Here is a 21,102-nt window from a genome sequence, read left to right as displayed (position 1 = left end):
CGGGCCGGCAGCGATGGCTACCGGCCCGGTGTTGCTCAGTAGCGCGTACTCGCTCAGGCCCGCATCTGCAGCGGCTGGGCGGTGCGGAAGGCCTCCAGACGCTCGGCCTGCAGGGCCTTGGCGGCGGCTACGTTCTTCTCCTTCACGTGACCGTAGCCGCGGATCTCGTCGGGCACGCTGGCCAGGTCCACCGCCGCCGCGTGATTGGCGGCGTCGAGCCGGGCAACGATGTCATCCAGCAGCACGATGTAGTCCTCAATGGCCTGACGTTCCTCGCGGCGCTCCCCGCTCTTGCCGAAAACGTCCAGGCTGCCGCCGCGCAGACTCTTGAAGCGGGACAGCAGGCGGAAGGCCTTCTGCACCCAGGGTCCATAGACCTTCTTCTGCAGCTCGCCGGTCTTCGGGTCGCGGTCGGCCAGCAGCGGCGGCGCCAGGTGGTACTTCAGCGTGTAGCCGTGCTTGAACTGGGCATCGAGCTGGGCCAGGAAGGCCGGATCGCTGTGCAGGCGGGCCACCTCGTACTCGTCCTTGTAGGCCATCAGCTTGTAGAGGTAGCGGGCGGCCGCCTCGGCGAGCGCGGTCTGGCCGGGGACGAGACGGGATTCGGCGCCGTGCACCTTCTTCACCACCTCGGCGTAGCGCTTGGCGTAGGCCTCGTCCTGGTAGGCGATCAGCTCGGGGATGCGCACTTCGAGCAGGCGCTTGAGCTCGCCCTGGGCCCCTACCGTGTCGAGGATGGCGCGGGCCGCCGGCGTCAGGGCCGGCAAGGCACGCAGCGCGATCACCGGGGCATTGCCGCGGGCCACCTCGGCCTCGACGAAGGCCCGATCCACCACCGCCATGCGGCCCCACTTGAAGGCTGCGAGGCTCATCTCCACGCCGACGCCAGACTGGCGGATCGCCGTTTCGATGGACTCGGCGGCCAGCGGCAGCGTGCCGGCCTGGTAGGCCACGCCGACCATGAACAGGTTGGTCGCCATGCTGTCGCCGAACAGGCCCTCGGCCAGCGCCTGGCCGTCGAGGAAGACGTTGTCGGCCTTGCGGGTGACGCGGTTGAGGCCGGCGGTCAGCCCGGTCACCGCCGGGAAATGCACGTGGCGGTCGGAAACCATGTGGCCGGTCGGCGTCTCGGTGGTGGACACGATGGCGATGGTGCGTTCCGGGTGGCACTTGTCCAGGTTCTTCGGGTCCGTCGCGTTGAGGATGTCGAAGCCCAGGTAGAGGTCGGCGCTGCCGTCGGAGATCTTGTTGGCGCCGACAAAGGGCTGCGCGCTCACCTTGATGTCCGAGATCACCGCCCCGCCCTTCTGGGCCAGGCCGGTCTGGTCGAGGCCGACCACGTGCTTGCCTTCCATCCGCGCGGCGTTGGCGAGAGTCGCCACGACGGTCACCGAGCCGGTGCCGCCGATGCCCATTACGTGCACACCGAAGTCGCCGGTGATCTTGAACTCGGGCTGCGGAAGCTCCCGCTCCAGGGCCGGAATGCGGCCCTTCTTCTTTTTCTTCGGCGCATCGCCGGCAGCCGGCTCGGGGTTCGGCGTGACCGTCACGAAGGACGGGCAGAAGCCCTTCACGCAGGAGAAATCCTTGTTGCAGGACGACTGGTGGATGCGCGTCTTGCGGCCGAACTCGGTCTCGACGGGCTCCACGCTCATGCAGTTGGACTTCTCGCCGCAATCGCCGCAGCCTTCGCAGACGCGCTCGTTGATGACGGTCACTTCCACCGGCTCGGCGGCCTTGCCGCGGCTGCGGGCGCGGCGCAGCTCGGCGGCGCACTCCTGGTCGTGCAGCAGCACGGTGGTGCCTGGCGTGGCGGCCAGCTCGCGCTGGGCCTCGTCGAGGCGGTCGCGGTGCCACACTTCGGTATGGCCCGGCAGCTGGACGCCGGAGTAGTCGGACAGGTCGTCGGTGGTCACGATGACGCGACGCACGCCGTTGGCGAGCAGGTCGGAGACCATCGCCGCCACCGGGTGAGCACCCATGATGTCCTGGCCGCCGGTCATCGAGGTATGCGCATTGACCAGCAGCTTGAAGGTGATGTTGGCGCCAGTGGAGGCCGCGTAGCGCACCGCCAGGCTGCCCGAGTGGGCGTAGGTGCCGTCGCCCATGTTCTGGAAGATGTGCTGGGTGTCGGTGAAGGGCGCCATGCCGATCCACTGGGCACCTTCGCCGCCCATGTGGGTGCCCATCACCACGTTGCGGTCCATCCACATGGCCATGGTGTGGCAGCCGATGCCAGCCGACACGATGCTGCCTTCCGGAGCCACCGTCGAGCTGTTGTGCGGGCAGCCGGAGCAGTACCAGGCGGTGCGGTTCATGGTCGGCAGCTTGTTGCGCGCGTGGATGTCGTCGAGGCGCTTGATCCAGGCCTCGGCCGATTCGACGCGGGCCTTGCGCGACAGGCGCTTGAGCAGCGCGCGGGCGATCACGTCGGACTCGAACTCGCCGTAGTGCGGCAAGAGCTCCTGGCCCTCGTCGTCGAACTTGCCGACGATGCGCGGCGCGTTGGCGCGGCCGTAGAGCACTTCCTTGGCGAACATCTCCAGGAAGGGACGCTTCTCCTCGATGACGAAGATCTCTTCCAGCCCCTCGGCGAACTCGCGCACGATGGTCGGTTCCATCGGGAACAGCATGCCCATCTTGAGGATGCGGATGCCGTAGCGGCGCAGCGCCTCGTCGTCCAGGCCCATCTCGAGGAAGGCCTGGCGCACGTCGTTGTAGGTCTTGCCGGCGGTGACGATGCCGAGCCAGGCGTCCTTGTTCTCGAAGACGATGTTGTTGAGCTTGTTGGCGCGGGCGTAGCGGCGCGCCACTTCAAGGCGCCGGGTGTACAGGGACTGTTCCATCTCCAGCGCCTCGACGCGCACGTTCATCCCCAGGTTCATGTTGGGGAAGAAGGGCTTGCCGTCGAAGTTGAGATCCGGCGTCACGAAGTCGAGGCGCGCCGGGTCCACGTTGGCCGTGCCGCTGCCATCCGCCACGTTGGTGACGATCTTCATGCCGACCCACAGGCCGGACAGGCGCGACATGTTGTAGCCGTGCAGGCCCAGGTCGAGGATCTCCTGCACGTTGCCGGGGAACAGGGACGGGATGCCCACGTGGTAGAGCATCGGCTCCGACTGGCTGCACAGGGACGAGCTCTTGCAGCTGGGATCGTCGCCGGCAATCGCCAGCACGCCGCCGTTCTTGCCGATGCCCGTGTAGTTGGCGTGCTTCAGCGCATCGCCGCTGCGGTCCACACCGGGCGCCTTGCCGTACCACATGCCGGTCACGCCATCGAACTTGGGCTTGCCGACGGTGTGCATCATCTGCGTGCCCCACACGGCGGTGGCAGCCAGGTCCTCGTTGAGACCGTCGACGAAATGGATGTGGTTTTCGAGGAGCAGCTTCTGCTGCTTGATCAGCGCGGCGTCGAGCATGCCGACCGGCGAACCCCGGTAGCCCGAGATGAACATGCCGGTCTTGAGGCCGCGGCGGGCGTCGGTGCGCACCTGGTCCAGGCTCAGGCGCACCAGCGCGTCGATGCCGCCCAGGTTGATGCTGCCCTGCTCCTGCGTGAATATGTTCGAAGGGTTTTGCTTGGATGACATGGAAAAATCCTCTACCGGTCGCCCCGCCCTGCTCCTTCCATTTCTTCAGGCCGAACGGGAGCCGGCCTCGCTCGCGGGGAGCGTCGCCAGGCACCGGCACGAACCGGAAATCAGGAGCGGAGGTTCAGCGGCGGGGATTCACGCCCGGCGGACTGCATGCCGCCGGGCCGTGCTTTAGACGAAACGCATCGAGACGGAGCCGAGATCCTGGAAGCGAACGTTCACGTGGTCGCCCGGATTCACCGTGATGGCTTCGGTGACGCCGCCGGTCATGATGAAGGTACCGGCCGGGATCTCCTGGCCGCGGGCGCCCAGGTGGTTGGCGAGCATCGCCACGGCGGTCAGCGGGTGGCCGAGCACCGCGGCGCCGGCTGCCATCGCCTTGATCTCGCCGTTGATCTCCATGACCACGCCGAGGGTGCGCAGGTCCAGGCCTTCCAGGTCGCGCATGGTGTTGCCGACCACAAAGCGGGACGACGAGGTGTTGTCGGCGATGACGCTCTTCAGGTCGAACTTGAAGTCGCGGTAGCGGGAGTCGATGACCTCCACCGCCGGCAGCACGAAGTCCACCGCCGCCATCACGGCGCCCACGTGGCAGCCAGGGCCCTTCAACGGGGCCTTGGTGACGATGCAGATCTCGGCTTCGACCTTCGGGTGGATCAGCTCGCTGTGCTTGATGTCGCCGCCGTCCGGGCGGGCCATGTAGTCGGCGACGAAGCCGAACACCGGGGTTTCGACGCCCATCTGCTTCATCTTGGCGAAGGACGTGAGACCACACTTGAGACCGGCGACTTTGTTGCCGCGGGCTTCCTTGCGGCGGCGGATCTCGTCCTGGATCGCGTAGGCGTCGTCCCAGTCCATGTCCGGATGGTCGTCGGTGATCTTGGTCACGTCGCGGGCCTGCAGCTCGGCGCTTTCCAGGTGCTCGGCGAGGGAGAGGATGGTGGCTTGATCGAGTTTCATGGGAATGCCCTTGCTGGAATCAGATGAAGCGCACCGACGTGCCGCCCAGGCCGCCGACGCTGCAGGTGAGGCTGTCGCCGGCCTTGACCGGGACGAGCGGGGATTGGGAGCCGGACAGGATCACCTCGCCGGCCTTCAGCGCGATGCCCAGGCGGCCGAGGGTGTTGGCCAGCCACACCACGGCATTGACCGGCGAGCCCTGCACGGCGGCGCCGGTGGAGGTGCTGATGATCTCGCCGTTCTTCTCGAGGACCATGCCGGCCAGCGCCAGGTCGAGGTCACGCGGGCTCTTGCGCACGCCGCCGAGCACCAGCACGCCGCAGGAGGCGTTGTCGGCGACGGTGTCCTGGATCTTGATCTTCCAGTCACGGATGCGGGAGTCGACGATCTCGAAGCACGGCACCACGCATTCGGTGGCGCGCAGCACGTCGGCGGCGGTGACGCCAGGGCCCTGCAGGTCGCGCTTGAGGATGAAGGCCACTTCGGCTTCGGCCTTGGGGGCGATCATGGAATCAACGGGGATCGCTTCGCCCTCGTTGTAGATCATGCCGGAGGTCATCTGGCCGAAGTCCGGCTGGTTGACCTTGAGCATGTCCATCACCACCTTGCTGGTGACGCCGATCTTCTTGCCGATGATGGTCTCGCCTGCGTCGAGGCGGCGCTGGATCATGCGCAACTGGATCTTGTAGGCGTCCTCGATGGTGATCTCGGGTTCGCGGTCGGTCAGCGGGTCCACCGCGGTACGGGTGATCAGCGCGTTGTAGAGCTCGTCACCATATTGCTCGATCTTGTTCTGATTCATGGAAGGCTTCCGTCAGTCTGTTGGGTGTAGGTGCCGGCCCCGGAGGGAGGGAGCCAGGGCCGGCGGGCGCACCATGGGGACAGTGCGCCGTGGGAGCGGAGTCGGCTCAGTACTTGATCATCACGTTGCGCAGCTCGGTGTAGAACTCCAGCGAGTGCAGGCCGCCTTCACGGCCGATGCCGGACTGCTTGGAACCGCCGAAAGGCGTGCGCAGGTCGCGCAGGAACCAGCTGTTGATCCAGCACAGGCCCACTTCGATCTGCGTGGCCAGGCGACTGGCGCGGCTGATGTCCTGGGTGTAGATCGAGGTGGCGAGGCCGTACTTGGTGTCGTTGGCCATGCGCACCGCTTCTTCCTCGGTGTCGAAGGGCTGGATGTGGCAGCACGGCCCGAAGATCTCCTCGCGCACCACGGAGGCGGTTTCCGGCAGGCCGGTCCAGATGGTCGGCTCGACCCAGCAGCCGTCCTTCAGTTCGTCCGCCATCAGCGGCACGCCGCCGCCGGTGACGATGGTGGCGCCTTCGGCCTTGGCCTTCTCGTAGTAGGACAGCACCTTCTTCTGGTGCACCTTGCTGACCAGCGGGCCGATCTTGGTGTCCGCGTCGAAGGGCAGGCCCGGCTTCATCGCCTCGGCCTTGGCCTTCAGCGCATTGACGAACTTGTCGAAGATCGGGCGCTCGACATAGACGCGCTCGGTGCCCAGGCAGACCTGGCCGCAGTTCTCGAAGACCGAACGGGTGACGGTATTAACCGCGTTCTCGAAGTCGCAGTCGGCGAACACCACGGCGGCGTTCTTGCCGCCGAGTTCCAGCGACACCGGGCGGATGCCGTCGGCGCCGGCCTTCATGATGGCGGTGCCGGTCTTGGTCTCGCCGGTGAAGGTGATGCCGTTGACGTCCGGGTGGGCGGTCAGCAGCGCGCCGGCGGAATCCACACCGTAGCCGTTGACCACGTTGTATACACCAGCGGGAACGCCGACCTTGTTCATCACTTCGCCGAGCAGGGTCGCGGTGGCGGGGGTGACCTCCGAGGGCTTGACGACCACGGTGTTGCCGCAGGCCAGCGCCGGGCCGACCTTCCAGGTCATCAGCAGCAGCGGCAGGTTCCACGGGCTGATCACCGCGATCACGCCGCGCGGCGTGCGCACGCCGTAGCTGCGGGCAGTCTTGCCGTCGGGGGTGCGCATCTCGAAGGACTCGGTGGAGACGTTCTTGATGGTGTCGGTGAAGATCTGGAAGTTGGCCGCGCCACGGGGAATGTCGATGTGGGACGCCAGGTGGGCCGGCTTGCCGGTGTCGGCGATTTCGGCCTGCAGGAAGTCGTCGAAGCGGTTGTTGATCTCGGCGACGATGCCATCGAGCATCTTGCAGCGCTCGACCACCGACAGCTTGCCCCAGGGGCCATGCAGCGCAGCCTTCGCGGCGGCCACGGCGGCATCCACTTCGGCCTTGCCGGCTTCATGGACCAGGCCGATCAGGGAGTTGTCCACCGGGTTGCGGTTCTCGTAGGTCTTGCCGCTGACGTTGGTGACGTACTCACCGTTGATGAAGTTCTTGAATTCTTTCATGTCTTTCTCACTGTCTGAGGTCTCGTAGGCCCGGCTGGTCACGGCACCTGGGCGGGCACGGCCCGACGGGAGCTGGACACTTCTTCCGGATTGATCGCTCGGCGGGGGCGCTGTTCTCGGCCTCGGTCGATCGATTTAATCTAGTTTAGCGAGATTTAATTAAAATCTCGATATTTTTTTATTCTGTTGTTATCCCATGACGACGCCCTTGCGGGCGTCGCCGTGGATGCTGCAAGAATCAGGTGAACACGCTCAGGAAAGCCTCGTTGAGCTTGCGGTCGTGATAGAAGATCGCGGGCCCGAGGGTTTCGTCGTACCAGGTGATGACCGGCTTGTCCGGATAGGCGATGTAGCCGCCGGAGAACACCTCGTTGCGGTTGCCGGACGGGTCGAAGAAGTAGATCGTCTCGCCGCGGGTGATGCCATGGCGGGTCGGCCCGATGTCGATGGAAGTGTGGGTGCGGGACAGCACGTCACCGGCGTGGAGCACCTTCTCCCAGCTGCCCAGCTCGAAGGACACATGGTGCAGCTTGCCCTTCACCGGTTGGCGGATGAAGGCCACGTCGTGGGCCTTGTTGGCGCAGGTCAGGAAGGTGCCGATCATGAACTCCGGCTGGCTCTTCAGCACCACCTTCTCGGTGATGTAGAAGCCAAGCACCTCGGTGAAGACCTTCACCGAGCCGTCCAGGTCATCGCCATACAGCAGGCAGTGGTCGAAGCGCGACGGGGATATGCCGACCAGGCCATCCGGCCACGGGTTCGGATTGACGTCCGGCCCGTCGGTGCCGCAGTTGTTGCCGATCCGCTCCTTCTCGGCGAACAGCTCCATCACGTGGCCGGTAGGCACCGTAAAGCGGAAGCGCTTGCCGGTCTTGGGATGCTCGCCCGCCTCGATCCAGCCGAGGTCGGAACACAGGCCGCAGGCTTCCAGGTCGGCAGCCAGCTTGTGGAGGGTCTCGACGGAGTCGACCTTCCAGCCCATGTAGTCCATGCCCGCGCTGTCCGCCTCGTGCAGCACGATGCTGTGGTGATCGTGCTCGTCCCAGGCCTTGAGGAACACGCGGCCCTGGGCATCGCGTTCCACTTCGATCAGCCCCAGCACGTCCTTGTAGTGCTTGAGCGCGGGTTCCAGCTCCAGCACACGCAGGGAAATGTGGCCGGGGCGCAATACGCCGGTGATTGCCATTTGATTTGTCTCCTGGTTGGGTTGTGGGTTCGGCCCTGCTCCACTCAGTGGTGAGCGGATGCGGAACGACCGTGGTTGATCATGGAAACGGCCAGCGTGGCGATCACTGCGGGGATCGCGATGGCCATGAAGTTGTGCTGCAACGGGAGGGACATGCCGACCAGGGTGCCGATGACGATCGGGGCCAGGATCGCGCCGCTGCGGCCGACACCGGATGCCCAGCCGATACCGGTGGAGCGCACCGCCATCGGGTAGTACTGGCCGACATAGGCGTAGGTGAGGATCTGCGTGCCGATGGTCGAGGCACCTGCCAGGCCGACCAGCACGTACAGCACTTCGGTCGAAACCTTGTAGCCGAGCAGCGTGATCGACACCGCGGCCAGCGCATAGAAGCCGACCAGCACGTACTTGATGTGGAAGCGGTCTGCCAGCCAGCCGCCGCCGATGGCCCCGATCATCGCGCCGAAGTTGAGCACCAGCACGAAGGTCAGCGCCGAGCCGAGGCTGTAGCCGGCACCGGCCATCAGCTTGGCAAGCCAGGAGCTGAGGGCGTACACCATGAACAGGCACATGAAGAAGGCCACCCAGAACATCGTGGTGCTGAAGCCGCGGCCATCCTGGAACAGCTTGCCGATCGGCGCGCCGTGGGCGTGATGGGCGTGGGCCAGCACGAACTCGTCACCGGCAGCCGGCACGTAGGACGGTTCGATGCGCGGCAGGATGCGCTTCACCTCTTCGGCACGGCCGTGCTTGACCAGAAAGGCCATCGATTCCGGCAGGGACTTGAGAATCAGCGGGATCAGCAGCACCGGCAGGCCGGCAGCGACGAACACCGACTGCCAGCCGTAGCTCTCGATCAACCCCTTGCCGAGCAGCGCCGCCAGCATGCCGCCCACCGAGTAGCCGCTGAACATCAGCGTCACCAGTGTGCTGCGCATCTTGCGCGGCGAGTACTCGGTCATCTGGGCGACCACGTTGGGCATCACGCCGCCGATGCCCAGACCGGCCAGGAAGCGGGTGATGCTGAAGGTCACCGGGTCGGAAGCAAAGCCTGCGGCGGCCGTGAACACGCTGAACAACAGCATGCAGATCGCGATGGCCCAGCGGCGACCGATCCTGTCGGCGATGGTGCCGAGGAAGATCGCGCCGAACATCATGCCGAACAGCGCCGAGCTGACCATGAAGCCGGCGTTGGTCGGAGAAACGCCCATCTCCTTCATGATCGACGGCAGTGCGATGCCGGCCACCGCCAGGTCGTAGCCGTCGAAGATGATGATGAGGGCGCACCAGAACAGCACGAGGCCATGAAAGCCGCCAAAACGTGCGTGATCGGTGAGCTTGTGTACGTCGATCTGTGCCATGTTGTCTCGCTTATTTAGTTGTTATGAAAAATGGGGAGGGACGAAGCAGCGGGCATCAGCCGAGGTCGCCGCCACCGACCGGCACGACCAGACCGGTGATGTAGGAAGACTCGTCGGAAGCCAGGAAGAGGATCGGGGCGACCTGCTCGTCGATCGTGCCGTAGCGGTGCATCAGGCTCGAATCGATGGTCTGGTCGATGACGCCCTGGTACCAGGCCTGCTCCTGCGCCGTCGGCTGGGCCTGGTTGCGCGGGATGCGGCGCGGCGGCGCCTCGGTGCCGCCGGGCGCGGTGGCGTTGATGCGGATGCCGTCCTTGGTATGCTCCATGGCGATGGAGGCCGTCAGCGCATTGACGCCGCCCTTGGCCGCCGAGTACGGCACGCGATGCACGCCACGGGTGGCGATGGACGACACATTGACGATGACGCCCTTCTTCTGCGCCAGCATCGGCGGCAGCACGGCGCGGCAGCACCACAGGGTCGGGAACAGGGAGCGGCGGATCTCCGCCTCGATCTGCGCCTCTTCGTAATGCTCGAAGGGCTTGGCCCAGATCGTGCCGCCGACGTTGTTGATCAGCACATCGACGCGCCCGAAACGGGCCAGCGCCTCGGCCACCACCGACTCGGCGCCGGCGAAGGTTTCCAGGTCGGCCTGGAAGGCCGCGGCCTTGCCGCCGGCCTGGACGATCTCGGCGACAACCTCGTCCACCAGCGGCGAACGATCCACCGCCAGCACCGCGCCGCCCTCGGCGGCCACGTTGAGGGCCACGCCGCGGCCGATGCCCTGGGCCGCGCCGGTGACAATGACGACCTTGTCGGTAAAGCGATTTGCACGGCGCACTGGATTGCCTTCGCCCTGACGGGCTGCGGGGCGAGCGCCTTCGGACTGCCGTGCGGCGCTCATGCTGCAGCTCCTTCAGTGGAGGCGGAGAACTTCTCGAAGTAGAAGTTGGCCGGGGCAACGCCCGCGCCCGCCATCCACCTGCGCACGCCTTCGACCATCGGCGGAGGCCCGCAGACGTACACATCCGCGTTGCCATCGTTGAGGTTGGCCGGGCTCAGGTGATCGGTCACGTAGCCGAGGCGCGGGTGGCCGCTGGCGCCATCCACCACACAGGTGAAGTAGTCGAAGTTCGGCATCGCCGCCTTGAGGGCTTCCAGCGTGTCCAGTTCGACGAGGTCGTCGTTGGTATTGACGCCGTAGGCCAGCAGGATGGGCTGGGTGGTCGGGTTGTCCTGCAGCCAGCGCAGCATGGACAGGAAGGGCGCGAGGCCGGTGCCACCGGCGAGCATCAGGATCGGGCGCAGGGCCGGACGCAGGTAGAAGCTGCCGTAGGGGCCGGTGAAGGTCATCGCATCACCGGTACTGGCCTTGCTGCGCATGAAGGTGCTCATCAGGCCGTTGGGGACGTCGCGGATCAGGAAGGACAGCTCATTGCGGTTGGGCGCGGAGCTGAAGGAATAGGCGCGGGTTTCCTGGGTGCCCGGCACGTTCAGGTTCACGTACTGGCCCGGCAGGAAGGACAACGGCTTGTCGGCCTGCAGTGAGAAAGACACCGTGGTCGCGGAGTCGCGGTCGATCTTCGACAGCTTGCCGCCGTGGGTCGCCACTTCGGTCTTGCAGGCGGCGGACGAGGCCGGCACGCGGATCACGCAGTCGGATTCCGGGCGCATCTGGCAGGTCAGGATGAAGCCTTGCGCGGCTTCGTCGTCGGTCAGGGCGTCTTCGATGTACACGCCCTGGGTGTAGCGGCCACTTTCACAGTGGCACTTGCAGGTCCCGCAGGCGCCGTCGCGGCAGTCCAGCGGAATGTTGATCTTGGCCCGGTAGGCGGCATCCGCCACCAGTTCGTCGGCTTCGCAGGGAATGATGCGGGTAACCCCGTCTTCGAACTGCAGCGCAATGTTGTAGGTCATGGTGAGCGCCCCTCTGTCGTGGAGTAAAACAAGGGCCCGCCCTCCGGCGGGCCCGGTACATCAGATGTGGTAGATGTCCAGCACGTGATGGATGTGGTCATTCTTCAGGACCACGTACTTGCGCTTGATCAGCGGCTTCGGACCGGTGACGTCGAGGGTGTACTCGGACGTGCCGAAGTAGGTGTCGACGATCTGGTAGCGGTAGCTATGGGTGGTCCAGTTGAAGCGCAGCGTGATGCTGGAATCGTCCTGGGAAAGCACTTCCAGGTTGTTGATCGCGTGGCCGGTGCGGGTATCCGGAATGGTGGCGCTCGAGCGTTCGGTCTCGATGCGGAACACGCGGTCTTCCAGACCCTGCTTGTTGGCGTAGTAGATCAGCGAGACTTCGTTGTGCGGATTGGTGGTCAGCGTGCCGTCGTCGTCCCAGGACGGCATCCAGAACTCCACGTCTTCGGCGTAGAAGGCCAGCCAGTCGTTCCAGCGGCGTTCATCAAGGGCACGGGCTTCCTGGTACAGGTAGGTTTGAATGGCTTCGTAGGACAGCATCACTTGTCTCCGTTGTTTTCTTCAGCGTGGATGGCTTTCTTCATGGCTTCGACCCAGTACTTGTGCTGCACGGTGTACAGGCCTTCGTCTTCGGTCTTGACGCCGGACAGCTCCGGCTTGAGGCCGATCGCCTTGGCGTTGTCATCGGCGCCCTCAACCCAGTGCACCGAGCCGCGGGTCATGTCGTTCCACTTCACGGCGCGGGCGTTGAAGCCCTGCTGGCAGGAGCGGAACTCTTCCAGGTCGTCCGGGGTGGCCATACCGGTGGCGTTGAAGAAGTCCTCGTACTGGCGCAGGCGGCGGGCACGGGCTTCGGGGGCTTCGCCCTTGGGCGCGATGCAGTAGATGGTGGCTTCGGTCTTATCGACGGAGATCGGGCGCAGCACGCGGATCTGCGAGCTGAACTGGTCCATCAGGTACACGTTGGGGTACAGGCACAGGTTGCGGGACTTGCTGAGCATCCAGTCGGCCTTGGCTTCACCGAACTTCTCGACCCACTCGTCACGCTTGGCCCACAGCGGGCGGTCTTCCGGGTTGGCCCAGTTGGTCCACAACACCAGGTGGCCATTCTTGAAGGAATAGGAGCCGCCGCCCTTGCGCGCCCAGCCGCCGGCGCTCATCGCCTTGATGGTGTCGACCTTGCCGTCGGTGGTGCGGCGCCCTTGCGTGGCGGCGTAGTTCCAGTGGGTAGCGGTGACGTGGTAGCCGTCGGCGCCGTTCTCGGCCTGCAGCTTCCAGTTGGCGTCGAAGACGTAGGAGCCGGAACCGCGCAGCACCTCGATGCCTTCCGGTGCCTGGTCCACAATCATGTCGATGATCTTGGCCGCTTCGCCCAGGTGCTCGACCAGCGGCTTGACGTCCGGGTTGATGCTGCCGAACAGGAAGCCGCGGTAGTTCTCGAAGGCGCCCAGCTTGACGAGGTCATGGCTGCCGTTGCAGTTGAAGCTTTCCGGATAGCCGGCGTCCGGGGTCTGGTCCTTCACCTTCAGCAGCTTGCCGGCGTTGTTGAAGGTCCAGCCGTGGAACGGGCAGGTGAAGCTCGACTTATTGCCCTTCTTGTGGCGGGCCAGCTGCGCGCCGCGGTGCGTGCAGGTGTTGAGCAGCGCGTTCAGATTGCCGGTCTTGTCGCGGGTCAGCACCACCGGCTGACGGCCGACGTAGACGGTCATGTAGTCATTGACGTTGGCGATCTGGCTCTCGTGGGCGAGATAGACCCAGTTGCCCTCGAAGACGTACTTCATCTCGAGCTCGAACCATTCCTCATCGGTGAAGGCAGAGCGGTCCAGGCGGTAGATGTGATTGACGGGATCTTCTTCAAGCAGGGCATCGAGCTTGTCGAGACGGGTCTGGGTGTCGTGGCGGATCTGGGTCACGCTGGTCTCCTATTCGCGGTCTGAATCAAAAGTCGCCCACGGGCGCTGGTGCAAAACGGTTTCTTCGGGCCGAGCCCTGCCCTGCTGGCGACCGGACGGGTCGACACGCATCAGGGGCAAAACGGGCTTCGGTAATGGCGCCGCCGGATGGCGGCCGGGGTGGCGACCGCCTAGGGCGGATCGCGGGGGGAAAGCATCTGCGGCATGGTCTTCGTCTCCATTCGTGGCCCGCTTGTCTGCGAGGCTCTGTCGTGTTCGCCGGACTCCGGATTTGCGCAATTCGTTGGCTGATCGAGCATTCCGTTGAGTCTGGCCTTGCGGGAGAGCTAAAAGCGAAAGGCGTGCCAGCCCCGGCGACGACTCATTCGACATAATCCGCACAACCCAGCGCTGGCGCGGGATTTGGGTCAATTCTCGAGATTTTTTGGAGGGGCACAGGTATGCTTCAGCTGGAGCGGGGATGCCCCGGCGAATGAATCAAATGCTTTAATCCATTCATTAATAATGCACTGCACAATGAATCAATGCATTCACGCCCCTGCCGGCAGCAGGGTCATCCGGAGTTGTTCCCCCACCGCCAACCGGCGTATCTTCAGGCTGACCGACATTGCATCGGCTTCAGGCATGCCGCGTGCTACTACCCGCGGCTCTGATACAAACCTATAAGCATTGAGGAGGGAGACACAATGCACACCAGAATCCACAATGCCCGGGAGGTTCGCCCGTGAAATCGGCCAGCCGTCCCCCCGTGATCCCACCAGGCCATCTGCCCGTCGTACCGCCCGAGCAGATGGACGCCGACAAGCCGCACTTCCCCGAGGTCAACGACCTGATGGGGCGCCTGCACTTTTCTACCAGCGACGGCCGCATCTGGCTCGACGACCAGCGCATGCTGCTGGTCCACGCCAAGGCGCTGGGCATGCTGCGCCGGGACATGATCGAGCTGCTGGGCCTCGACGTGGCCCGCGGCTTCATGACCCGCATGGGCTACTACGCCGGCGTCGCCGATGCGCAGCTGGCCCGCAAGGTGCGCCCCAAGACCTCGATCCACGACATGTTCGTGGTCGGCCCACAGATGCACTGCCTGGAAGGCATCGGTGTGTCGGAAGCGGTGCGCATCGAGTGCGACGTGGAGCGCGGCATCCATTACGGAGAGTTCATCTGGACCAGCCCGGTCGAGGACGAAGAGCACATCCGCCACTTCTCCATCGGCACCGAGCCGGCCTGCTGGATGCAGATCGGCTATGCGTCGGGCTTTTCGTCGGAATTCATGGGCCGCCAGGTGCTCTACCGCGAAGTCGAGTGCCAGTCGATGGGCCACCCGGTGTGCCGCATCATCGGCAAGCTGGTGGAGGAATGGGGCCCGGAGGCCGCCGAGGACCTGCGCTACATGATGCCGGAGACGCTGCAGATGGGCGTGCCGCCGAATACGGTGCGGCCGGCCTGCGCCATCGGTCAGCCCGGCGCGGAGCAGATCCCGACCGACATGCCGGTGGGCATGTCGCCGAGCTTCAACTCGGTGATGCATCTGGTCCGTCGCGTGGCGCCAACCCAGGCGACGGTGCTGTTCCTCGGCGAAAGCGGCGTCGGCAAGGAAGTCTTCTCGCGCACCCTGCACCGCCTCAGCGCCCGCGCCGACAAGCCCTTCGTGGCCGTCAACTGCGCGGCGATCCCGGAACAGCTGATCGAGTCCGAACTCTTTGGCGTCGAACGCGGCGCCTACACCGGTGCGCTGCAGAGCCGTCTGGGCCGCTTCGAACGGGCCGACGGCGGCACCCTGTTCCTCGACGAGATCGGCACCCTCAGCGCCAGCGCCCAGGGCAAGCTGCTGCGGGCGCTGCAGGAGGGCGAGATCGAACGCCTCGGCGACTCCCAGACCCGCAAGGTGGACGTGCGCGTGATCGCCGCAACCAACGTGGACCTGCGCGACGAGGTGAAGGCCGGACGCTTCCGCGAAGACTTGTTCTTCCGCCTCAACGTCTTCCCGGTGCGCATCACCCCGCTGCGCGAGCGTCGCGAGGACATCCCCCTGCTGATGACCCACTTCCTGTCCAAGTTCAACACCCGCCACGGCCGCCGCCTGACCGGCTTCACGCAGCGGGCGGTGGACGCCATGCTGTCCTACAACTGGCCGGGCAACATCCGCGAGATGGAAAACGTCATCGAGCGCGGCGTGATCCTCGCGCCGGAGGGCGGCGCCATCGACGCGCCCCACCTGTTCACCAGCGGCGAGCGTTTCACCGAGCAGCGCTTCACGATCAACAAGGACGGCAAGCTGGTGGCCATGGACCCGTCGGTCTTCGTCACCGAACTGACCCAGGACCGGGAAGTCGAGCGCGTCAGCCGGCGCGTCAGCAACCTGCTCCTCGACGACCACGACGACTGCGACAAGGTGTCGCTGGACGAGATCGAGACCCTCCTCCTCAAGCGCGCCATCGAGCGCGCCCAGGGCAACGTGGCCGCCGCCGCGCGCCTGCTCGGCATCACCCGGCCGCAGATGGTCTATCGGCTGAAGAGCCGCGGCATCATCAACGAGGGCGAATAAGCCCGCCTGCGGCGCGCTCCGACCGGGGGGTGCGCCTGGGCAGCGGTCAGCCTGCCCGGAACAGCACGTGCAGGATCTCGCGCTGGGTCGGCCCCAGCACCTCGGCCAGGCTCACCGTGTCGAGGGACTTGAAAAAGGCCTCCAGCGCGACATCGAACACCCCCTTCAGGCGACAGCGCGACGTGAGCAGGCAGCGGCTGCCCTCGGTGAAGCACTCCACCAGCGCCAGATCCACCTCCATCTTGCGTACCACCTCGCCGATCCGGATATCCTCCGCCGGCCGGGCGAGGCGTAGCCCGCCGCCCTTGCCGCGGATACCGTCCACAAAGCCGTTGCGGATCAGCTGATTGACCACCTTCATCAGGTGACTGCGGGAGATCTCGAAGCGCTCGGAGATCTCCTGGATCGTGGGCAGACGATGCTCGTTGGACGCCAGGAAGATCAGGACGCGCAGGGCGTAATCGGTGTGCTGGGTGATGTGCATGGCCGGCGGTCGCCTCGGAAACACGCCCCTGCCGGGCGTCGATGCCGCCAATTATAGGGTATCCCCTTAAAGATTCATTTTCGTTGACTCTTATAAAGATGCATTTTAGAGTCAACTTAAATCTTGCGCCGGAAACAAGGCGCCCGAAGTCACTGCCCCCCAGACAGAACCCACAGAGAGGATCTCCCCCATGCTGTCCACCACCGCCCGCCCGCTCATCGAGGCGACCGTCCCCGTCCTGCTGGCCAACGGCGAAGCCATCACGCGCCATTTCTATGCGCGCATGTTCAGCCACAACCCCGACCTGAAGAACCTCTTCAACATGGGCAACCAGGCCAGCGGCAACCAGGCCCAGGCACTGGCTGGCGCCGTGTACGCGTTTGCCAAGCACATGGACAAGCCGGAAATCATCGGCCCCGTGCTCGACCGCATTGCCCACAAGCACGTCAGCCTGGGTATCACGCCGGCGCAGTACACCATCGTCGGCCGCCACCTGATGGCCTCCCTCGGCGAAGTGCTCGGCGCCGCGATCACCCCGGAAATCGCCGCTGCCTGGGACGAGGTCTACTGGCTGATGGCCACCGAGTTGGTGGCCCGCGAAGCCCGCCTGTACCAGGAGCGCGACTGGCAGGCCGGCCAGGACTGGCCGGTGATGGACGTGGCCCACAAGGAAGTCACCAGTGCCGATACCGTGGCCTTGACGCTGAAGCCCCGCGACGGCGCGGCGCTGCCGGACTTCGTGCCCGGCCAATACCTCAGCGTGGCGCTGCCGATCCCCGAAGCCGGGCTGACCCAGGTGCGCCAATACAGCCTGTCGGATGCCCCCGGCAATGACGGCTGGCGGATCACCGTCAAGCACGTCGCCGAAGGCGAGGCGGCCCCGGCCGGCGCGGTGTCGAGCCGCATCCACGGCAGCATCGAGGTCGGCGACCAGCTCCGCGTCGGCCCGCCGGCCGGCGATTTCCGCCTGCAGGGCGACACGCGTCCGGTTTCGCTGATCAGCGCCGGCGTGGGTATCACGCCGATGGTCTCGATGCTGCGCCACCTGGCGGCGACGCAACCCGAACGGCCGGTGCTGTTCGCCTACGCCACCGCGGCGGCCGACCGCTACCCCCACCGCGACGAGGTGGAAGCCTGCGTCGACGCGCTGGCAGACGCCCGCTACCACCTGTGGCTGGAAGATACCGATGCCGATCCCCAGGCCCTGCCCGGCCGCATGAACCTGGATTCCGTCGAACTGCCCGCCGACGGCGACTTCTACCTGTGCGGCCCGCTGCCCTTCATGCAGGAGCAGCGCCGCAAGCTGCTGGATCAGGGCGTTGCCCGCGACCGCATCCACTACGAAGTCTTCGGGCCCGACCTGTTCGCCGAACTGCAGTAAGCCCTGTGCGGCAGGGGTCGGCATGCGCTGCCGATCCCCTGCCTCCGTTCAGGACGCCTGGCGCGCCGGCCATTGCAGCCGGTGCAGCACCAGGTAGGCGAAGGAGCCGATGACCACGCCCCAGAAGGCGGAGCCGAGGCCCAGGAAGCTCATCCCCGACGCCGTCGCCAGAAAGGTGATGATCGACGCTTCCCGGTGGTCGGCCTCGTTGATCGTGCCCATGATGTTGGCGGTGATCGCGCCGATCAGCGCCAGGCCAGCCAGCAGCGCGACGAACTCCTTCGGCAGCACCGCGAACAGGGACACGATGGTCGCCCCGAAGCAGCCGCCGATCAGGTAGAACACCCCGTTGGAAATCCCCGCCACGTAGCGCTTGGCCGGGTTGTCATGGGCGTCCTTGCCGGTGCACAGCGCCGCGGTGATCGCCGCGATGACGATGGTGATGCCACCGAAGAAGGCCACCACGAGGGACGCGATGCTGGTGATCGCCAGGATCGGCCGGGCCGGCGTCGAATAGCCCGAGCTGCGCAGGATCGCCATGCCCGGCAGGAACTGCCCGGTGACGCTGACCAGCACCAGCGGCAGCGCCAGGCTCAGCGTCGAACCCCAGCTCCACTCCGGCCGGATGAAGGTCGGCGTGGCGAAACTCAGCTGTACCTTGCTCAGGTCCGCCCCGCCGATGCCCACCGCCAGCGCAACACCGAGCAGCAGCACCAGCACCATGCAGTAGCGCGGCAGCAGGCGCTTGAGGATCACGTACGCAGCCACCATGCTGAAGGTCAGCAGCGGCATCGAGCCGGCCGACTTGAACGCGTTGCTGCCGAACTGGAACAGGATGCCCGCCATCATGCCGGCGGCGATGCCCTTCGGCACGTGCTTCAGCACCCGGTCGAAGTAGCCGGTGATGCCGATCACGAAGATCACCAGCGCGGCGGTGATGTAGGCCCCCACCGCCTCGTTGAGGGACAGGCCGGGAAACAACGTCACCAGCAGCGCCGTGCCCGGCGCCGACCAAGCGGTGACGACCGGCACCTTCAGCGCCCAGCTCAGGAAGATCCCCGACAGCGCCGCACCGATGGACACCGCCCACACCCACGAGGAGATCATGTCCGGCGACACATGGGCCGACTGGGCGGCCTGGAAGAAGATGATCATCGGCCCCGAATAGGAGATCAGCACCGCCAGGAAGCCCGCCGTGACGGACGACACCGACCAGTCCTTGCTCAGCATGGTTTTCTCCGCACTCTGGTTGGGCTGATCGTCGGTGTCGTCACCGGCACCCCAGCCCTGCAACACACGCTCAGTCATGGCCGGCCACTCCGCGCGGCCGGTACAGTGCCTCGAGGCGGGCCACCTCCTCCGCCGTCAGTTTCAACGAAATGCCGGCCAGCGCATCCTGCAGGTGATGGGGCTTGGATGCGCCGACGATGGGCGCGGTGATGCCGGCCCGACTCGCCACCCAGGCAATCGCCACCTGCGCGGCCGGCACGCCTCGCTCCCGCGCCACGGTTTCCACCACCGCGACGATGGCGTCTTCGGTGGCCTGCTGGTCGTACCACGCATGGGCCAGGTTGTCGGTATTCGCGCGCGTCGTCTGGGTCTTGCGCGAACCGGCGAGGAGGCCACGGGCCAGCGGCGACCAGGGGGTGACGGCAATGCCCTCCTCCCGGCACAGGGGCAGCATCTCGCGCTCCTCTTCCCGGTAGATCAGGTTGTAGTGGTTCTGCATCGACACGAAGCGGGCCAGGCCATGGCGCTCCTGGAAGGCCAGCATCTTCATGAACTGCCAGGAATACATGGACGACGCGCCGATGTAGCGGGCCTTGCCGGCGCGGACGATGTCGTCGAAGGCCTGCAACGTCTCCTCGATCGGCGTTTCCGGATCGAAGCGATGGGCGATGTAGAGGTCCACATGGTCCGTGCCCAGTCGCTTCAGGGACGCGTCGATACTGGCCATGATGTGCTTGCGCGACAGGCCGCGATCATTCGGCCGCTGGCTCATCGGGTAGAAGACCTTGGTGGCGATCACCATGTCGTCCCGCGACGCGAAGTCCCGCAGCGCGCGACCGAGGATCTCCTCGCTGGCGCCGAGGGAATACATGTCGGCGGTGTCGAAAAAGTTGATCCCCGCGTCCAGCGCCTGGCGGATGAAGCCGCGGCTGGCCTCCTCGTCGAGCACCCATTCACGCCAGCTCGATTTACCGTAAGTCATGCAGCCCAGGCACAGGGGCGACACCTTGAGGCCGGTGGAGCCGAATCGTGCGTAATCCATGCCATATCTCCTTTTGATGCAATGCGGATCTTGAGGAGGATTATGAGTATTGGCGGTGGATTGATAAATGTGTTGAAAACGGCAACACTGTTTGTCTCAAACAAACAATCGACACGCCGTGGACCATCTGCAAGCCATGCGGCTGTATACCCGCATCGTCGAGCTGGGCAGCTTCAGCCGCGCCTCGGAGCAGCTCGACCTGCCACGGGCCTCGGCCACACAGATCATCAAGCAGCTCGAAGCCCACCTTGGCACGCGCCTCTTGCTGCGCACCACCCGCCAGGTCCGCCCGACCCTCGACGGCGACGCCTACTACCAGCGCTGCGTGGCGGTGCTGGCCGACATCGACGACATGGAAGCGTCCTTCTCCCAGGCCGCCCGCGACCCGCGCGGCCGCCTGAAGGTGGACATGTCCGGTTCCCTGTGCCGGCTGTTGGTAATGCCGGCGCTGCCCGAGTTCTGCGCCCGCTATCCGCTGATCAGCCTGGAGATCAGCGTCAGCGACCGGCAGATCGACCTAGTGCGGGAAGGCGTGGATTGCGTGCTGCGCATCGGCGAACTACGCGATTCAGCGCTCGTCGCCCGGCCGCTCGGGCACCTCGGGCAGCTCAGCTGCGCCAGCGCCGACTACCTGGCCCGCCACGGCATGCCACGTACGCTGGACGAGCTCGACGCCCACCGGATGGTGGACTACCTGTCCGCCTCGTCCGGCAAATCGATCCCGCTGGAGTTCACCAATGGCGCCACCGTCGTGACGCGCTCGCTGCCGTCCACGGTGGCCGTCAATAGCGGCGATTCCTACGTGGCGGCCTGCGAGGCCGGCTTCGGCATCATCCAGGCCCCCGCCTACCACGTCACCCGGCAGCTCGCCACCGGCACGCTGGTGGAGGTTCTCCCTGACCATCGCCCGCCGTCCCTGCCGCTGACCGTGCTGTACCCGCAGAACCGCCACCTGTCGCCGCGGGTCCGGGTCTTCATCGAGTGGCTGCAAGGCTTGTTTGCAGTGCAGCGAACGCGCGACCCGCAACAGCCGTGAAATTTGTTACGGCCTGTTACATGTTTATATTGCGCCGCAACATCAATTTCATTAATATGAAACCTGTCTCCTCCACCCT

Annotated in this window: 16 protein-coding genes; 3 read left to right on the top strand and 13 right to left on the bottom strand. The window is 65.6% G+C overall.

What is annotated here, in order from left to right; translation table 11 throughout:
• Nucleotides 1-53: 53 nt before the first annotated feature.
• The 10 genes from AC3QL2_RS22565 to benA form a co-directional block, all read right to left on the bottom strand.
• Nucleotides 54-3,590 (bottom strand): indolepyruvate ferredoxin oxidoreductase family protein, encoded by a 3,537-nt coding sequence (locus tag AC3QL2_RS22565; RefSeq protein WP_493232558.1) that lies wholly within the window; start codon nucleotides 3,588-3,590, stop codon nucleotides 54-56.
• A gap of 174 nt (nucleotides 3,591-3,764) precedes the next feature.
• Nucleotides 3,765-4,553, bottom strand: coding sequence for a 2-oxo-3-hexenedioate decarboxylase (gene dmpH / locus AC3QL2_RS22560; RefSeq protein WP_493232557.1), 789 nt, complete (start codon nucleotides 4,551-4,553; stop codon nucleotides 3,765-3,767).
• A 19-nt stretch (nucleotides 4,554-4,572) separates the two neighbouring features.
• A complete protein-coding gene (gene dmpE, locus AC3QL2_RS22555; protein WP_374483882.1) occupies nucleotides 4,573-5,355 on the bottom strand; it encodes a 2-oxopent-4-enoate hydratase in 783 nt (260 codons plus the stop codon).
• A 106-nt stretch (nucleotides 5,356-5,461) separates the two neighbouring features.
• The gene (locus AC3QL2_RS22550) at nucleotides 5,462-6,922 is read right to left on the bottom strand and encodes a 2-hydroxymuconic semialdehyde dehydrogenase (protein ID WP_493232556.1); all 1,461 of its coding nucleotides are present in this window, start codon (nucleotides 6,920-6,922) and stop codon (nucleotides 5,462-5,464) included.
• Nucleotides 6,923-7,160: 238 nt separating this feature from the next.
• Nucleotides 7,161-8,108 (bottom strand): catechol 2,3-dioxygenase, encoded by a 948-nt coding sequence (locus tag AC3QL2_RS22545; RefSeq protein WP_493232555.1) that lies wholly within the window; start codon nucleotides 8,106-8,108, stop codon nucleotides 7,161-7,163.
• A 44-nt stretch (nucleotides 8,109-8,152) separates the two neighbouring features.
• Complete coding sequence (locus tag AC3QL2_RS22540; protein ID WP_493232554.1) at nucleotides 8,153-9,469, bottom strand: MFS transporter; 1,317 nt, start codon at nucleotides 9,467-9,469, stop codon at nucleotides 8,153-8,155.
• A gap of 55 nt (nucleotides 9,470-9,524) precedes the next feature.
• Nucleotides 9,525-10,373 (bottom strand): benzoate diol dehydrogenase BenD, encoded by an 849-nt coding sequence (gene benD / locus AC3QL2_RS22535; RefSeq protein ID WP_493232553.1) that lies wholly within the window; start codon nucleotides 10,371-10,373, stop codon nucleotides 9,525-9,527.
• Complete coding sequence (gene benC, locus AC3QL2_RS22530) at nucleotides 10,370-11,386, bottom strand: benzoate 1,2-dioxygenase electron transfer component BenC (protein ID WP_493232552.1); 1,017 nt, start codon at nucleotides 11,384-11,386, stop codon at nucleotides 10,370-10,372. Before benC ends, benD begins: the two co-directional genes overlap by 4 nt.
• A 60-nt stretch (nucleotides 11,387-11,446) precedes the next feature.
• Nucleotides 11,447-11,932, bottom strand: coding sequence for a benzoate 1,2-dioxygenase small subunit (benB, locus tag AC3QL2_RS22525; RefSeq protein ID WP_493232551.1), 486 nt, complete (start codon nucleotides 11,930-11,932; stop codon nucleotides 11,447-11,449).
• Nucleotides 11,932-13,305, bottom strand: a complete 1,374-nt coding sequence (gene benA / locus AC3QL2_RS22520; RefSeq protein ID WP_481122434.1) for a benzoate 1,2-dioxygenase large subunit — start codon at nucleotides 13,303-13,305, stop codon at nucleotides 11,932-11,934. The genes benB and benA overlap by 1 nt, the downstream gene beginning before the upstream one ends.
• Nucleotides 13,306-14,053: 748 nt before the next feature.
• Here benA and AC3QL2_RS22515 point away from each other — a divergent pair.
• A complete protein-coding gene (locus tag AC3QL2_RS22515; RefSeq protein WP_493232550.1) occupies nucleotides 14,054-15,850 on the top strand; it encodes a sigma 54-interacting transcriptional regulator in 1,797 nt (598 codons plus the stop codon).
• Nucleotides 15,851-15,896: 46 nt separating this feature from the next.
• Here the strand turns inward: AC3QL2_RS22515 and AC3QL2_RS22510 are convergent, their stop codons facing one another.
• A complete protein-coding gene (locus AC3QL2_RS22510) occupies nucleotides 15,897-16,334 on the bottom strand; it encodes an RrF2 family transcriptional regulator (protein WP_493232549.1) in 438 nt (145 codons plus the stop codon).
• Nucleotides 16,335-16,524: 190 nt separating this feature from the next.
• Here AC3QL2_RS22510 and AC3QL2_RS22505 point away from each other — a divergent pair, with 190 nt between their 5' ends.
• Nucleotides 16,525-17,715 carry a globin domain-containing protein gene (locus AC3QL2_RS22505; RefSeq protein WP_493232548.1) on the top strand — a complete coding sequence of 397 codons (1,191 nt, stop codon included), beginning with the start codon at nucleotides 16,525-16,527 and terminating at the stop codon, nucleotides 17,713-17,715.
• Nucleotides 17,716-17,763: 48 nt separating this feature from the next.
• Here the strand turns inward: AC3QL2_RS22505 and AC3QL2_RS22500 are convergent, their stop codons facing one another.
• Together AC3QL2_RS22500 and AC3QL2_RS22495 are read right to left on the bottom strand one after the other, a co-directional pair.
• Nucleotides 17,764-19,023: a benzoate/H(+) symporter BenE family transporter gene (locus AC3QL2_RS22500; RefSeq protein WP_493232547.1), complete on the bottom strand. Its 1,260-nt coding sequence runs from the start codon at nucleotides 19,021-19,023 to the stop codon at nucleotides 17,764-17,766.
• Nucleotides 19,016-19,987 (bottom strand): aldo/keto reductase, encoded by a 972-nt coding sequence (locus AC3QL2_RS22495; RefSeq protein WP_493232546.1) that lies wholly within the window; start codon nucleotides 19,985-19,987, stop codon nucleotides 19,016-19,018. The genes AC3QL2_RS22500 and AC3QL2_RS22495 overlap by 8 nt, the downstream gene beginning before the upstream one ends.
• A gap of 118 nt (nucleotides 19,988-20,105) precedes the next feature.
• On the opposite strand from AC3QL2_RS22495, the gene AC3QL2_RS22490 reads away from it, so the two are divergent.
• Nucleotides 20,106-21,023, top strand: coding sequence for a LysR family transcriptional regulator (locus AC3QL2_RS22490; RefSeq protein WP_493232545.1), 918 nt, complete (start codon nucleotides 20,106-20,108; stop codon nucleotides 21,021-21,023).
• The last annotated feature ends 79 nt before the right edge of the window (nucleotides 21,024-21,102 follow it).

This window comes from Zoogloea sp. GW822-FHT05C07 (genome assembly GCF_058800215.1).
The sequence above is the reverse complement of the archived record's forward strand: the minus strand, read 5'-3'. Positions and strand labels throughout refer to the sequence as shown.

Excerpts from the sequence above, each read along its gene's own strand:
- AC3QL2_RS22565 (WP_493232558.1), bottom strand. The coding sequence starts at position 3,590 with ATGTCATCCAAGCAAAACCCTTCGAACATATTCACGCAGGAGCAGGGC.
- benC (WP_493232552.1), bottom strand. The coding sequence starts at position 11,386 with ATGACCTACAACATTGCGCTGCAGTTCGAAGACGGGGTTACCCGCATC.
- dmpH (WP_493232557.1), bottom strand. The coding sequence starts at position 4,553 with ATGAAACTCGATCAAGCCACCATCCTCTCCCTCGCCGAGCACCTGGAA.
- dmpE (WP_374483882.1), bottom strand. The coding sequence starts at position 5,355 with ATGAATCAGAACAAGATCGAGCAATATGGTGACGAGCTCTACAACGCG.
- AC3QL2_RS22545 (WP_493232555.1), bottom strand. The coding sequence starts at position 8,108 with ATGGCAATCACCGGCGTATTGCGCCCCGGCCACATTTCCCTGCGTGTG.
- benD (WP_493232553.1), bottom strand. The coding sequence starts at position 10,373 with ATGAGCGCCGCACGGCAGTCCGAAGGCGCTCGCCCCGCAGCCCGTCAG.
- AC3QL2_RS22510 (WP_493232549.1), bottom strand. The coding sequence starts at position 16,334 with ATGCACATCACCCAGCACACCGATTACGCCCTGCGCGTCCTGATCTTC.
- AC3QL2_RS22550 (WP_493232556.1), bottom strand. The coding sequence starts at position 6,922 with ATGAAAGAATTCAAGAACTTCATCAACGGTGAGTACGTCACCAACGTC.
- AC3QL2_RS22495 (WP_493232546.1), bottom strand. The coding sequence starts at position 19,987 with ATGGATTACGCACGATTCGGCTCCACCGGCCTCAAGGTGTCGCCCCTG.
- AC3QL2_RS22500 (WP_493232547.1), bottom strand. The coding sequence starts at position 19,023 with ATGACTGAGCGTGTGTTGCAGGGCTGGGGTGCCGGTGACGACACCGAC.
- benB (WP_493232551.1), bottom strand. The coding sequence starts at position 11,932 with ATGCTGTCCTACGAAGCCATTCAAACCTACCTGTACCAGGAAGCCCGT.
- AC3QL2_RS22505 (WP_493232548.1), top strand. The coding sequence starts at position 16,525 with ATGCTGTCCACCACCGCCCGCCCGCTCATCGAGGCGACCGTCCCCGTC.
- AC3QL2_RS22540 (WP_493232554.1), bottom strand. The coding sequence starts at position 9,469 with ATGGCACAGATCGACGTACACAAGCTCACCGATCACGCACGTTTTGGC.